This is a genomic window from Streptomyces sp. NPDC048196 (genome assembly GCF_040652715.1).
GTDB lineage: Bacteria > Actinomycetota > Actinomycetes > Streptomycetales > Streptomycetaceae > Streptomyces > Streptomyces siderophoricus.
Window position 1 is genome coordinate 127292 of record NZ_JBEZMM010000012.1, and the last position, 12915, is coordinate 140206.

General features: G+C 71.0%; 14 protein-coding genes and 1 pseudogene. 8 read left to right on the forward strand and 7 right to left on the reverse strand.

Features of this window, described 5'->3' with window-relative positions; genetic code table 11:
- Positions 1–150 (reverse strand): hypothetical protein, encoded by a 150-nt coding sequence (locus AB0E02_RS15660; protein WP_362139314.1) that lies wholly within the window; start codon positions 148–150, stop codon positions 1–3.
- Between the two features lie 136 nt (positions 151–286).
- Complete coding sequence (locus tag AB0E02_RS15665; RefSeq protein WP_362139315.1) at positions 287–994, reverse strand: SDR family oxidoreductase; 708 nt, start codon at positions 992–994, stop codon at positions 287–289.
- Positions 995–1095: 101 nt separating this feature from the next.
- On the opposite strand from AB0E02_RS15665, the gene AB0E02_RS15670 reads away from it, so the two are divergent.
- Complete coding sequence (locus AB0E02_RS15670) at positions 1096–1926, forward strand: helix-turn-helix transcriptional regulator (protein WP_362139317.1); 831 nt, start codon at positions 1096–1098, stop codon at positions 1924–1926.
- 65 nt (positions 1927–1991) lie between these two features.
- On the opposite strand, the gene AB0E02_RS15675 is transcribed toward AB0E02_RS15670, so the two are convergent.
- Entirely contained in the window at positions 1992–3161 is a 1170-nt protein-coding gene (locus AB0E02_RS15675; RefSeq protein ID WP_362139319.1) for an acyl-CoA dehydrogenase family protein, read from the reverse strand.
- A 73-nt stretch (positions 3162–3234) separates the two neighbouring features.
- Entirely contained in the window at positions 3235–4437 is a 1203-nt protein-coding gene (locus AB0E02_RS15680) for a CaiB/BaiF CoA-transferase family protein (protein ID WP_362139321.1), read from the reverse strand.
- Positions 4438–4646: 209 nt separating this feature from the next.
- Between AB0E02_RS15680 and AB0E02_RS15685 the strand changes: the two genes are divergently transcribed.
- From AB0E02_RS15685 to AB0E02_RS15695, 3 genes and pseudogenes are all read left to right on the forward strand, one after another.
- Entirely contained in the window at positions 4647–5369 is a 723-nt protein-coding gene (locus tag AB0E02_RS15685) for an HNH endonuclease family protein (protein WP_362139449.1), read from the forward strand.
- 71 nt (positions 5370–5440) lie between these two features.
- Positions 5441–5680: a hypothetical protein gene (locus AB0E02_RS15690; protein ID WP_362139450.1), complete on the forward strand. Its 240-nt coding sequence runs from the start codon at positions 5441–5443 to the stop codon at positions 5678–5680.
- A 97-nt stretch (positions 5681–5777) separates the two neighbouring features.
- Positions 5778–6041, forward strand: a pseudogene (locus tag AB0E02_RS15695) (SAM-dependent methyltransferase); the annotation flags it as partial.
- 47 nt (positions 6042–6088) lie between these two features.
- Here the strand turns inward: AB0E02_RS15695 and AB0E02_RS15700 are convergent.
- The 3 genes from AB0E02_RS15700 to AB0E02_RS15710 all read right to left on the reverse strand — a co-directional run bounded on the left by AB0E02_RS15700 (position 6089) and on the right by AB0E02_RS15710 (position 8166).
- Positions 6089–6475: a hypothetical protein gene (locus AB0E02_RS15700; protein ID WP_362139323.1), complete on the reverse strand. Its 387-nt coding sequence runs from the start codon at positions 6473–6475 to the stop codon at positions 6089–6091.
- An 81-nt stretch (positions 6476–6556) separates the two neighbouring features.
- Positions 6557–7393, reverse strand: a complete 837-nt coding sequence (locus tag AB0E02_RS15705) for an SMP-30/gluconolactonase/LRE family protein (protein WP_362139325.1) — start codon at positions 7391–7393, stop codon at positions 6557–6559.
- Positions 7390–8166, reverse strand: coding sequence for an IclR family transcriptional regulator (locus AB0E02_RS15710; RefSeq protein ID WP_362139326.1), 777 nt, complete (start codon positions 8164–8166; stop codon positions 7390–7392). The genes AB0E02_RS15705 and AB0E02_RS15710 overlap by 4 nt, the downstream gene beginning before the upstream one ends.
- Before the next feature lie 204 nt (positions 8167–8370).
- Between AB0E02_RS15710 and AB0E02_RS15715 the strand changes: the two genes are divergently transcribed.
- From AB0E02_RS15715 to chvE, 4 genes are all read left to right on the forward strand, one after another.
- Positions 8371–9525 (forward strand): mandelate racemase/muconate lactonizing enzyme family protein, encoded by a 1155-nt coding sequence (locus AB0E02_RS15715; RefSeq protein WP_362139328.1) that lies wholly within the window; start codon positions 8371–8373, stop codon positions 9523–9525.
- Entirely contained in the window at positions 9522–10607 is a 1086-nt protein-coding gene (locus AB0E02_RS15720; RefSeq protein ID WP_362139330.1) for an alcohol dehydrogenase catalytic domain-containing protein, read from the forward strand. Before AB0E02_RS15715 ends, AB0E02_RS15720 begins: the two co-directional genes overlap by 4 nt.
- 211 nt (positions 10608–10818) lie before the next feature.
- Entirely contained in the window at positions 10819–11793 is a 975-nt protein-coding gene (locus AB0E02_RS15725; RefSeq protein ID WP_362139332.1) for a hypothetical protein, read from the forward strand.
- Between the two features lie 4 nt (positions 11794–11797).
- Positions 11798–12901: a multiple monosaccharide ABC transporter substrate-binding protein gene (gene chvE, locus AB0E02_RS15730; protein WP_362139334.1), complete on the forward strand. Its 1104-nt coding sequence runs from the start codon at positions 11798–11800 to the stop codon at positions 12899–12901.
- The last annotated feature ends 14 nt before the right edge of the window (positions 12902–12915 follow it).

Below are 12915 nucleotides of genomic sequence, written 5' to 3' on the forward strand. Positions count from 1 at the left end.
TCAGAGCGGTCCCTGCAGGCCGCCGCCTCCTGTCGGGGCGGAAGGACGGTAGTGGTCGATCAAGCCCGCGTGCTGGTTGGGCCGGGCGGCCCGGTGGGAGTCGGGGTGGTCGAGCCGGGGCCGGCGCCCGTGGAGCACGAACTGCGCCACGCGAGAGGTTAAGCGGCTGAGACTGTCCGCTGTCATCGATCCTCCATGGGAAGAAGTCAGTGGTACGGCAACGGCAACCTTACGGAAGAAGGCGAAGTACGCGGTGGCGTACGGGAGATGGCGTGTCGGACCTCACTCACCAGGGCAGAGTGCTCTCCGCGTCGAAGTAGCCGCCGGTGGGGCCGTCGGAGGTCACCTGGGCCATGCGCACGATGATCTCGGCGCCCTGTTCCACGCTCTGGGTGCCGGTGTTGCCGTTCAGGTCGGTTTTGGTGAAGCCGGGCTCGACCGCGTTGATCCGCATGTCCGGGAACGCCTTCGCGAACTGGATGGTGATCATGTTGACCGCGGCTTTCGACGTCGGGTAGGCGACGCCCGGGTAGCCGTACGCCGGGCTGCTCGGGTCGCTGACCCGGGTCAGGGAGGCCAGGCCGCTGCTGACGTTGACGATGACCGGGGCCGGTGAGCGGCGCAGCAGCGGGAGGAACGCATGGGTGACGCGCACCGTGCCGAAGACGTTCGTGTCGAAGGTCTGCCGCATCACGTCGGCGGTGATCTCCGCGGCACCGGGCACGTGGTTGTCGGCGTCCCGGGTCTCGATGCCCGCGTTGTTGACCAGTACGTCCAGCCCTCCCTCGGCCTCGACGGTCCGGGCCGCGGCCGCCACGGACCCGTCGTCGGTGACGTCGAGCTGGACGGTCCGCGCGCCCAGCCGTTCGGCGGCCCGGCGGCCGCGGGTGGCGTCCCGGCTGCCGACGTAGACGGTGTGAACTGCGGCGATGAGGCGGCGGGCGGTCTCGAAGCCGAGGCCCTTGTTCGCTCCGGTGATGAGTGTGGTCGTCATGACTCCAGGCTGCGGCGGCGGGCCGCGAGCAGCCAGGCGTCCCGTCTTCCTGGGACTGCCGGTACCAGGAAGATCCGGGTGGCGCGGTGCACAGTGGGGACATGGCGAGTACGGAGTTCGGGCGGACGGTGCGGCGCTGGCGCGACCGTGCTTCCCCGGAGGCGGCCGGGCTGCCCGGGGGCGGGCATCGGCGCGCGGCCGGGCTGCGCCGTGAGGAGCTGGCGATGCTGGCCGGGATCTCGGTCGACTACGTCACCCGGCTGGAACAGGGCCGGGCCACCCACCCCTCGGAACAGGTCGTCGAGGCGCTGGGGCGGGCCCTGCGGTTGTCCGGAGCCGAGCGCGAGCACCTGTTCCACGTCGCCGGTCTGGTGCCACCGGGGCAGGGCACGGTGCCCGCGTACATCACGCCGAGCGTGCACCGGATGCTGGACCGGCTGACCGGGGCGCCGGTCGCGGTCTCCGACGCGTCGTGGACGCTGCTGCTGGCCAACCCGCTGTACACGGCGCTGATGGGCGAGCGGCAGGGCCGGGAGCGCAATGGCGCCTGGCGCGCGTTCCTCGGGTCGGGTGGTCGGGTCCGCCACACCGCGCAGTCCCGGCGCGCGCTGGAGACCGCTGTGGTCGCCGACCTGCGGGCGGCGGTGCGCCGGTATCCGGCGGACCGGCGGCTACGGCAGCTGATCGCGGAGCTTCGCGCGAACAGCGACCGGTTCGCCGAATTGTGGGACTCGGGAGCCGTCGGCCGGCATGAGGCGTCGCGCAAGACCATCGACCACCCGCAGGTGGGCACGATGACGCTGGACTGCGACCTGCTGAGCGTCGCCGGCAGCGACCTGCGCATCATGATCTACACGGCCGAGCCCGGTACCGAGGACGCCGAACGGCTGGAACTCCTCGCCGTTCTGGGCACCCAGACGATGGTCGGGTAGGGACGGCCGCGGATGCCGGCCCCGGTGGCCCGGCGGGGCGTCCTCGGTCTTCACCTGCTCGGCCTTCACCTGTCGAGGCCGCCGCGTTTCACGAGCTGGCTCGCGATCACGTTGCGCTGGATCTCGTTGGTGCCCTCGCCGACGATCATCAGGGGCGCGTCGCGGAAGTAGCGCTCGACGTCGAATTCGGTGGAGTAGCCGTAACCGCCGTGAATGCGGACGGCGTTGAGGGCGATCTGCAGGGCCGTCTCGGAGGCGAAGAGCTTCGCCATACCGGCCTCCATGTCCACCCGGCGGCCCGCCTCGGCCTCCCGGGCGGCGTACAGGGTCAGCTGGCGGGCGGCGGTGAGCGACGTGGCCATGTCCGCGAGGTAGTTGCCGATCGCCTGGTGCTGCCAGATCGGCTTCCCGAACGACTCGCGCTCCTGGGCGTAGGCGAGGGCGTCCTCCAGTGCCGCCCGGCCGACCCCGAGTGCGCGGGCGGCGACCTGGAGGCGTCCGGTCTCCAGGCCCTTCATCATCTGCGCGAAGCCCTTGCCCTCGGTCCCGCCGAGTACGGCATCGGCCGGTGCCCGGTGGTCGTCGAAGGAGAGCTCGCAGCTTTCGACGCCCTTGTAGCCGAGTTTGGGCAGGTCGCGCGAGACGGTCAGGCCGGGTCCGTGCTCGACGAGGAGGATCGAGATGCCCCGGTGCGCGGGCTCCGCCTCCGGGTCGGTCTTGCACAGCAGGGCGATCAGCGCGGACCGCCGGGAGTTGGTGATCCAGGTCTTCGACCCGTTGATGAGGTATCCGCCGTCCGGGTCCCTGCGGGCGACGGTACGCAGGGCCTGGAGGTCGGAGCCGCCGCTCGGCTCGGTGAGGGCGATCGTCGCCCGGGTCTCGCCGGTGGCCATGGTCGGCAGATAGCGGCGTTTCTGCTCCTCCGTGCCGTAGTGGAGCAGCAGCTTGGCGACGACGGTGTGGCCGCCCATCGCACCGGCCAGGCTCATCCAGCCGCGGGCGAGTTCCTCGGTGATCAGCACGAAACAGGGGGCGGAGACCGGGGTGCCGCCGTATTCCGCGGGGATGGCCAGGCCGAAGATGCCGAGCCGTTTCATCTGGGCGATCAGGGCCTCGGGGTAGGTGTTGGCGTGCTCCAGGTCCCGGACGACGGGCCGCACCTCCTTGTCGACGAAGTCGCGCACCGTACGGACGACGAGCTGCTCGTCCTTGGACAGGACGTCGAGGGTGCTCACGCGGTGACGCTCCTTGCTGAAGGGCGGGGAGGGCAGGGACCGCACCTGGAGCGGTGGCGGAGGGAGACGGGGGTCAGATGACGCCGTCGGTCCGCAGGGCGGCGATGTCCGCCGTGCGGTAGCCCAGTTCCGTCAGGACGCGCTCGGTGTGCTCGCCGGCGGCGGGGACGGGGTCCATGCGTGGGGCGGTGCCGGTCAGGTCCGCTGGGGGCAACAGCGCGGGGACCACGGCTCCTCCGGGGATGCGTATGTCGCGCCAGCGGTTCCGGGCGCTGAGCACGGGGTGGGCCAGGAACTCCTGGACGTCGTTGACGCCGGCGTTGGCGATGCCCGCCTCGTCCAGCAGCTTCATCACCTCGCCGCTGTCCAGCTCGCCGAACCGCTCGGCCACGATCGCGTTCAGCTCGTCGCGGTGGGCCACGCGGTCGGAGCCGGTGGCGAAGCGCGGATCGTCGACGAGTCCGGGCCGACGCAGGAACTGCTCGCACAGGGCGGCCCATTCCCGCTCGTTCTGGATCGAGAACAGGACGTCCTTGCCGTCCGCCGCGGTGTAGGCACCGTACGGGGCGATGGTGGCGTGCTGGGTACCGATGCGCGGGGGCTGGGTGCCGCCGTGCCGCGTGTAGTACGCGGGCTGGCCCATCCACTCGGCCAGCGCCTCGAACAGGGAGACCTCCACGGCGCGGGCGACGCCGGTGGTGGCCCGGGTGAAGAGTGCGGTGAGGATGCCGGAGTAGGCGTACATGCCGGCGGCGATATCGGCGATCGAGACCCCCACCCGCGCGGATTCCTCGGCGGTGCCCGTCAGGGAGACCAACCCCGTCTGGCACTGCACCAGCAGGTCGTACGCCTTGCGGGCGGCCCACGGCCCGCTGGTGCCGTAACCGGAGACGGAGCAGCGGATGAGGGACGGGAAGCGCTCGGCGAGGGCGTCCGCCCCGAGGCCCATCCTGGCGGCCGCGCCGGGGGCCAGGTTTTGCACGAACACATCGGCGCCGCCCAGAAGTTGCTCCAGGACCTGCCGGCCGCGGTCGGACTTCAGGTCGAGCGTCACGGACTCCTTGGACCGGTTGAGCCACACGAAGTAGCTGGACTCGCCGTGCACCGTGGTGTCGTAGCGCCGGGCGAAGTCGCCCCCGTCCGGGCGTTCCACCTTGATGACGCGCGCGCCGAGATCGGCCAGCTGACGGGTGGCGTAGGGGGCCGCCACCGCCTGCTCGACGCTGACGACGGTGATGCCGGCCAGCGGCAGCCCGCCTTCGGGGAGCTCGGTCATGGGTTGTGGCCTCCCGGAGAGTAGGAATCCCGTAGCGCTCGCTCCGGGCAGCGTATGGGGTCCGTGGTGCAATCGGGAGCAGGTGGCTGTCCTTTCGGCGGGAGTCGCCCCCGTCCCGAATTCGACATGCGGGCCAATTTCCTGAATTCCCCACCAAAGAGTGAATTGCGGCATGGCAAATCGTTTTCCCGGGCGATGCTTTCCGGGTGATGACCAACGCCTGGTGGCGCCGAGTCGCCATGACAACCGCCCTCATCGCAACCGCAATTGCCCCGGCAGTACCGGCCACCGCAACGGCCGCTGCCGCCCCTCATTCACCTGCCCGCCCCAGCGCCGTCAGCCACCCCGCCGACACCGCTTTCCCCACCTCTCCACGGGAATTGCCGGAGCCCCCGCCCGCCGACGTGGCGCGCGAGGAACTCGCCGATCTGAATGTCGACACCCCCCATTCGATGGAGGGATACAGCCGCGCGAAATTCCCGCACTGGATCAAACAGTACGGGGAATGCGACACCCGCGAAGTCGTGCTCTCCCGGGACGGCATCGACGTCCAGCAGGACGAGAAGTGCCGGGCCGTTTCGGGGACCTGGTTCAGCGAATACGACAGCAAGGTCTTCTCCACGTCGGGTCAGCTCGACATCGACCACATCGTGCCGCTGGCCAACGCCTGGCGTTCCGGCGCCGACGAATGGGCCACCCCGAGGCGCCGCACCTTCGCCAACGACCTCGTCCACGCCCAGCTCATCGCGGTCTCGGCCTCCTCCAACCGGCAGAAGGGCGACCAGTCCCCCGACCAGTGGGCTCCGCCGCGGCACGCCTACTGGTGCGTCTACGCCCGCGCCTGGACCGACATCAAGCACCTCTACCAACTGAACGTCACCGAGCCGGAGAAGGACAAGCTCAACGAGATGCTGGACACCTGCGACGAGTGACCACCCAGGCAGTGACCACCCACGACGGTGACGCGCTCACCGATGAGATCACCGCCGGCCCCGGCGGGGCGATGACGGTCCAGGTCGGCGTCATCACCGGCGACCTGACCGTCACCACCGCCGACCGGGGCGACGGTACGGCGCGCGTCACCATCCGGTACACGGGCGCGGAGGAGTGCTACGACCTCGAAGGCAGCCCGGCCCCGCTCCCGCCGGGCGGCCTTCGCACGCTCCACCGGGCCGTACTCCGGGCGGTCCGGGCGGGCCGCGGTGCCGTGGTACCCGGAACGGGTACTCCTCCCGGCCTCTGAGGCAAGGCGGCCGCACGGGGGTGCAGCCCAGCCACGTCCTCGCCACCCACCGCGCCGCCCTGGCAGGCGGAAATCGAATGGACATGCCCGTCCGCGTGACAACTTCCTCCCGCTGCCGGAGCTGCTCGCGCAGTTCGGTGCCCTGGACTGCGACGTCGTGGAAATGGTGCTGGCCGACCAGGACAGCTGGGACCGTTACGTCGCGGCGCAGTGGCGCAACATCCGCCGCTGGCTCGACGCGCACCCGGACGACGAGCTCGCCGACGAGCTGCGCGCGGAACTCACCGCCTCCCCCGCCCAGTACGCCAGGTACCAGCGCGAACATCTCGGGTGGGGCGTGTTCGTCCTGATGAACCGCTGACCGTCGGGACGGAGCCCCGGTGCGGCCTGCCGGGGCTCCTCCCGGCCTCAGTCGACCAGCGTCACGCAGGGCAGGCCCACGCTCTCGCCACCGCGGAAGCCTTCCGCGCAGAGCCGGGTGCCCGACGGAAAGTGGCGCTGCGGGTAGACCTGGTCCCGGTAGGTCCGGAATGCGGCGACGTCTTCGACCTTGGCGTTGGCGCTCCAGCCGTTCGTGGTCCAGACCCGGGCACTGATCCGGTGGGGCTGGTTGGAGTTCACCACTGACACCTCCACCCTGCCCAGGTAGGTGCCGATGTCGTAAGTCTCGATGCACACCGCGTGGTTGCACCACTTACCCGCAGCCGCGGCCGGCGGCCCCGCGACGAGTACCAGCCCCAGGGCCGCAGTCATCGCGCCCGTGCCGGCAAGGATCTTGTTCCTGTGCATGTTCATGTACGTGGGGTATCAGGCATCGGCGCGCCCGGCGGGCGGGGTCGCGACGCCTCACCCGAAAGGGGCTTCCCCGCGGCCGGATCAGCCTCCGAACGCGACCCCCGGCACGCCCTGGCCCGCTTCCGGGATCACCAGGACGGAGCCCGCCAGGGGGTGGGCGGTGCCGGAGCTGGCCGTGGTGATGAACAGGTCGCGTAGCGACGGGCCGCCGAAGCAGCAGGCGGTGGGGCGGGGGACGGGGAGGGGGAGGGTGCGGTCCAGGTGGCCGTGGGGGGTGTAGCGGCGGATCCGGCCGCCGTCCCAGAGGGCTACCCAGAGGCAGCCGTCGGCGTCGACGGTCAGGCCGTCGGGGTAGCCGGCGTCGGGCTCGATGACCACCAACGGCTGTCGTACTGACGGGCGTTGACCGCTCATGTGGCAGACGTCGATGCGGCGGGTCGGGGAGTCGATGTAGTAGAGGCGGGTGCCGTCCGGGCTCCAGGCGAGGCCGTTGCTGACGGTGACGGAGGGGAAGATCACCTGCGTCTCGCCGTCGGGGGTGAGGCGGGTGAGCGTGCCGCCGCCCGTGGCCTCGTCGTAGCGCATGGTGCCCGCCCAGAGCGAGCCGTCGGGGGCGACGGCGGCGTCGTTGCCGCGGCGGCCGGGGACGGGGTCGCGGACGAGCCAGGAGAACGCCCCGTCGGCGTCGTAGCGGGCGATGCCGTCCCGCAGATTGACCACCAGGCCGCCGGTCGCGCACGGTTTGGCCGCGCCGACGTGCTGTTCGGTGGCCCTCACGGTGCGCCGTCCGGTGGCCGGATGGTAGGTGTGGATGCGGGAGCCGAGGATGTCCACCCAGATCAGGCGGTCCGTCGCCGGGTCCCAGGTGGGCCCCTCACCGAGCGTGGCCGAAGCGCGGACCGCGACCTCGGCCCTCATCGGCGGCCACCGCGATGGCCCAGGCGTACGGACAGGTCGCTCGCGCCCTTGGCGGCCAGTTCCGCGAGCTCGGCCTCGCGGTCCTCGCTCCAGCGGATCACGGGTACGGAGATGGACAGGGCGGCGACGACCCGGCCCGTGCCGTCCCGTACGGGTGCGGCCACGCAGTTCACGTCCGGGTTGGACTCGCGGTGCTCGATGGCGATGCCACGCTCGCGGACGACGGCGAGCGCGGCGCGGAGTGCCTCGGGGTCGGTGATGCTGTGGTGCGTCATCGCGTCGAGCTCACCGGCTTCCTCGATGCGGAGCCCCAGTTCGTCGGCGGGCAGAGCGGCGAGCAGCATCTTGCCGACCGCGGTGCAGTGGGCGGGGAGCCGGCGGCCGGCGGCCGAGACCATGCGCACGGCGTGGATGGAGTCGACCTTGGCGATGTAGATGACGTCGAAGTCCTCCAGGATCGCGACGTGCACGGTCTCGTCGCAGGTCTCGGCCACCTCGCGGGCCACCTGCTGGCCTTCGGCGGCGAGGTCGAGCTGTTCCGCGTAGCGGCTGCCGAGCTGGTAGGTCCGGACGCCGAGCCGGTAGTAGCCGGGCCGGCCGGGAGCGGGCACCAGGTACGAGCGGGCGGTGAGGGTGGTGACCAGCTCGTGCACGGTGGTGCGCGGCAGCTGCAGCTTGCGGGTGATGTCGGGCGCGGAGAGGGTTCCGTCGCCTTCGAGGAACAGCTCAAGGATGTCGAGCGCCCTGGTCACCGCGGGGACCAGCCGTCCCATGTGCCTCACCACCCGTTTCGTTCGAGGAGCCGGTCACTGACCGGTATGCCGAACGCAGGCTATGCACAGCGGGGTTCGCCGGGCAATGGTGGGGACGGACCGGCCGCTGCGCAACCCATTGACACCCCGTCGGGACCTGACTACGGTCACGCCACCATTTCGAACGAGTGACGAAATTTCGAACGACATGGAGGGGCAATTGCCGTGCGCATCACGGGAATCAGCACACACGTCGTCGGAACCCCCTGGCGCAATCTCACCTACGTACTCGTCCACACCGACGAGGGGCTGACGGGGGTCGGCGAGACCAGGATGCTCGGCCGCACCGATGCCCTGCTCGGCTATCTGCGGGAGGCGGAGGCCAACCACATCCGCGGATCGGATCCGTTCGCGGTCGAGGACCTGGTCCGGCGCATGAAGTACGGGGATTACGGGCGGGCCGGCGAGATCGTGATGTCCGGGATCGCCTGTGTGGAGATGGCTTGTTGGGACATCAAGGGCAAGGCGCTCGGGGTTCCGGTGTGGCAGTTGCTCGGCGGCCGGGTCACCGATCGCGTCATGGCGTACGCCAACGGCTGGTACACCACCGAGCGCACCCCCGAGGCGTACCACAAGGCGGCGCAGGACGTGGTGGCGCGCGGCTATCGGGCGCTGAAGATCGACCCGTTCGGGACGGGTCACTTCGAGCTCGATCATCAACAGACCCTCTATTCCGTGTCGTTGATCGAGGCGGTACGGGACGCCGTCGGCCCGGACACCGAGCTGATGCTGGAGATGCACGGCCGGTTCAGCCCGGCCACGGCGGTCAGGCTCGCCCGCGAACTGGTGCCCTTCCGGCCCGCCTGGCTGGAGGAGCCGGTGCCGCCGGAGAACCTCAAGGCCCTGAAGAAGGTCGCGGACAAGGTGGAGCTGCCGGTGGCCACCGGTGAACGCCTCCACGACCGGATCGAGTTCCGGGAGCTGTTCGAGACGCAGGCCGCCGACATCATCCAGCCGGACCTCGGGCACCTCGGCGGCATTCTCGAAGCCCGTAAGCTCGCCGCGACCGCCGAGACGCATTACGTGCTGGTGGCCCCGCACAACGTCGGCGGTTCGGTCCTGACCGCGGCTTCGCTCCAACTCGCTTCCTGCACCCCGAACTTCAAGGTCCTGGAGCACTTCAACGACTTCGCGGACGCGGAGATCACGAAGGTGGTGCGGGGCGCGCCGTACGTGGATCCGGAGACCGGGTGCTTCGCGGTGTCGCACGCGCCCGGCCTCGGCGTCGAGTTCGACCCGGACGCCGCGGCCGAATTACCGCAACAGCAGGCGCGCTTCGACCTCTGGGCCGAGGGCTGGGAGCAGAGGCGGCCGCGATGAGCCGAGCGGGCGGCGGCCCGGACGGCCGGGCAACGGACGGAGAGGTGGTGGGACGGGACCGTGGGGCGCAGGTCAGCCGCTCGATCGTCGTCGAGCGGCCCCGGCACCACCGGCTGGTGCACCGCGCGGTACCCGAGCCCGGGCGGGGTGAGGTGCTGGTGCGGGTCGCCGCCGCCGGGATCTGCCTGAGCGACCGCGAGGTCTATGACGGCCGGCGCGACGCCGGGTACGTCCACTACCCCGTCGTGCCCGGTCATGAGTGGTCGGGCACGGTGGCGGCGGTCGGCGCGGGGGTCGATCCGGCGCTGCTGGGGCGCAAGACGGTGGCCGAGGGGTTCCGGGCGTGCCGGGCGTGTGAGCGCTGCCGGGCCGGCGAGAACAGCCTGTGCATCAGCGGGTACGCCGAGACCGGGTTCACCGAGCCGGGCGGGTTCGCGGACCATCTCACCCTGCCCGCCGAGCTGTTGCATCCGCTGCCCGACGACGCCGATCTGCGGGCCGCCGCACTTCTGGAACCGGCCGCGGTGGTCGCCGCGGCGGTGCGGGCCGGGCGGCCGCGGCCCGGTGAGCGGATCGCGGTGGTCGGTGCGGGCACGCTCGGGCTGCTCGCGGTGCAGCTGCTGGCCGCGGCGGAACCCGCCGAGCTCGCGGTGGTCGATCCACGGTCCGGGCGCCGCGCCCGGGCGCTGCGGTTCGACGCGACCGCGGTGTGCACGCCCGAGCAGGCGGCGAAGCGCAACGGCTGCTTCGACCTGGTCGTGGAGACCGCGGGAGCGCGCTCGACCGCGGCCTCGTCCTGTCTGCTGGCCCGCCGGGGCGGCCGGGTGGTGCTCACCGGGATGTTCCCGCCGGGCGCGGCCGGAATCGACCCGGTGCACCTGTCCCTGAGCCAGCTGGAGATCCGCAGCATCTTCGGGGCGCCGTCGTCGGCCTGGTCGTACGCGGTGCGCGCGTTCGGCCGGGGACTGCTCGACCCGGCACCGCTGATCACCCATGAATTCCCCCTGGAAGGGTTCGCCGAGGCCATCGCGCTGGTCGGCGACGGCGACCCGGGGACCGGGAAAGTGCTGCTGCGCCCCTGAGTCACTGCCGTCGCTGAGTCACTGCCGTGCTTGAGGTGCTGTCGTGCCTGAGGTGCTGCCGCCCTCCTGAGACGTGCGGTGGTACGGGAGCCGCGCCCGCCCCGTACCACCGCACCCCACATGCCTTCGCACACCCCGACCCCCAAGGCATCCGCACACTCATCACTCCGAACGCCGTCCGACATACCGAACACTCGACCATGGGAGCCTCGTGACCGCCCCATCAGAGTCCGAACCTCGTCGCCCCGGCGCCGACGCCCTCGCCCGCATCGGCCATCCCACTCCCCCGGCCGATCCCGCGGACGCCTCACCGCACGCCTTTCCCGACGGCGGCGTCTGGCGGACCGAGATCCCGTCGGTGGAGGGCCCGGAGGCGCTGTCCGTCGTGCTGGAGGAGAGCGCCCGCCTCGGTGTGCCGGTCCACCGGATCAGTCAGGGCAGCGGCGTGTGGATGCTCACCGACGGTGAGATCGCCGAGATGGCCGGGGCGTGCGCCGCGCGCGACATCGAGCTGTGCCTGTTCACCGGCCCGCGCGGCACCTGGGACATCGGCGGTTCCACCCGCACCTGCTCCGGCGGCGCGGGCCTGCGCGCCCGCGGCCATGACGGCCTCGCCGGATGTGTCGAAGACGCCCTGCGCGCCGCGGAGTTGGGGGTGCGCTGTCTGCTGGTGGCGGACGAGGGCGTGCTGTGGACGCTGCACCGGCTGCGGGCGGCCCGGCACCTGCCCTACGACACCACCTTCAAACTGTCCGCCCTCTCCGGGCCGGTCAATCCCGCCTCGTTCGCCGTGTACGAGCGGCTCGGCGCCGACTCCCTCAACGTGCCCTCCGACCTGACCGCGGAGCACCTCACCGAGATCCGGCGGGTCAGCGGTGCCCCGATGGACCTGTACGTCGAGGCGCCCGACGACCTCGGTGGCTATGTGCGGATGTACGAGACGGCCGAGCTGATCCGGCGCGGCGCGCCCTTGTACCTCAAGTTCGGCCTGAGCAACGCGGCCGGCATCTATCCCTACGGCGCGCACCTGCGCGAGCACGCCCTCGCCACCGCCCGGGAACGGGTCCGACGTGGACGCCTGGTCCTGGACCTGCTGGCCCGGCGCGGCGCGGACGGCGGGATGTCACCACTGGGCGCCCGCCTCCCGGGCCGGCTGCACCGCTTCCCCGTACCGGAAAGGGACTGATCCCATGCGATCCCGCACCCTCCTCGTCACCGCGAGCGCCGCCCTGCTCGCCGTCTTCCTGACCGCCTGCGGCCAGGAGGCCAGGGGCGGCAGCCGCTACCGGCCCGACCGCGGCACGGGCGGCACCATCGGCATCGCCATGCCCACCAAGGCGTCGGAGCGCTGGATAGCCGACGGCCGGAACATGGCGGAGCAGTTCCGCAAGGCCGGGTACCAGGCGGACCTGCAGTACGGCGATGACAAGGTCGAGAACCAGGTCGCCCAGTTGGAGAACATGATCGCCGAGGGGCACCGGCTGCTGGTGGTCGCCGCCATCGACGGTTCCGCGCTCACCGACGTACTGCAGCGCGCGCACGACGCGGGCATCCCCGTGATCGCGTACGACCGGCTGATCATGGGCACGAGGAACGTCGACTACTACGCGTCCTTCGACAACGAACGCGTCGGCCGCCTCCAGGGGCAGTACCTCGTCGACAGGCTGAAATTGGGCCGGCCCCGCAGCGACGCGGGCAAGAGCTACCACATCGAACTGTTCGCGGGCTCGCCCGACGACAACAACACCCGCTACTTCTGGCGCGGTGCACTCGACGTCCTCACGCCGTACCTGCACAGCGGGCAACTGGTGGTCGGCAGCAAGCAGACGAGGATGAACCAGGCCACCACACTGCGCTGGGACGGCGGGACCGCGCAGAAGCGGATGGACGACCTGATCAGCAAGAACTACGGCGAGGAAAGGGTCGACGCGGTGCTGTCCCCGTACGACGGCATCTCGCTGGGCATCATCTCCGCCCTCAAGAGCGCCGGTTACCGGGGCGCGGACCTGCCGATCGTCACCGGGCAGGACGCGGAACTGGCCTCGGTGAAGTCCATCATCCGGGGCGAGCAGACACAGACGGTCTTCAAGGACACCCGCAAACTCGCCGCCCGTGCCGTGCAGATGGGCGATGCCGTACTCCACGGCCGGAAACCCGAGGTCAACAACACGACCGACTACGACAACGGGACGAAGACCGTGCCGGCGTATCTGCTGAAGCCGGTGAGCATCGACAAGGGGAACACCGATCTCCTCGTGCGCGAGGGGTACTTCACCGCAGGGCAGCTGCGGTGACCCGGCCGGTTGGT

Coding starts and splice junctions, on each gene's coding strand:
- AB0E02_RS15665 (WP_362139315.1), bottom strand. CDS start 994: ATGACGACCACACTCATCACCGGAGCGAACAAGGGCCTCGGCTTCGAG.
- AB0E02_RS15670 (WP_362139317.1), top strand. CDS start 1,096: ATGGCGAGTACGGAGTTCGGGCGGACGGTGCGGCGCTGGCGCGACCGT.
- AB0E02_RS15680 (WP_362139321.1), bottom strand. CDS start 4,437: ATGACCGAGCTCCCCGAAGGCGGGCTGCCGCTGGCCGGCATCACCGTC.
- AB0E02_RS15685 (WP_362139449.1), top strand. CDS start 4,647: ATGACCAACGCCTGGTGGCGCCGAGTCGCCATGACAACCGCCCTCATC.
- AB0E02_RS15690 (WP_362139450.1), top strand. CDS start 5,441: ATGACGGTCCAGGTCGGCGTCATCACCGGCGACCTGACCGTCACCACC.
- AB0E02_RS15700 (WP_362139323.1), bottom strand. CDS start 6,475: ATGAACATGCACAGGAACAAGATCCTTGCCGGCACGGGCGCGATGACT.
- AB0E02_RS15705 (WP_362139325.1), bottom strand. CDS start 7,393: ATGAGGGCCGAGGTCGCGGTCCGCGCTTCGGCCACGCTCGGTGAGGGG.
- AB0E02_RS15710 (WP_362139326.1), bottom strand. CDS start 8,166: ATGGGACGGCTGGTCCCCGCGGTGACCAGGGCGCTCGACATCCTTGAG.
- AB0E02_RS15720 (WP_362139330.1), top strand. CDS start 9,522: ATGAGCCGAGCGGGCGGCGGCCCGGACGGCCGGGCAACGGACGGAGAG.
- chvE (WP_362139334.1), top strand. CDS start 11,798: ATGCGATCCCGCACCCTCCTCGTCACCGCGAGCGCCGCCCTGCTCGCC.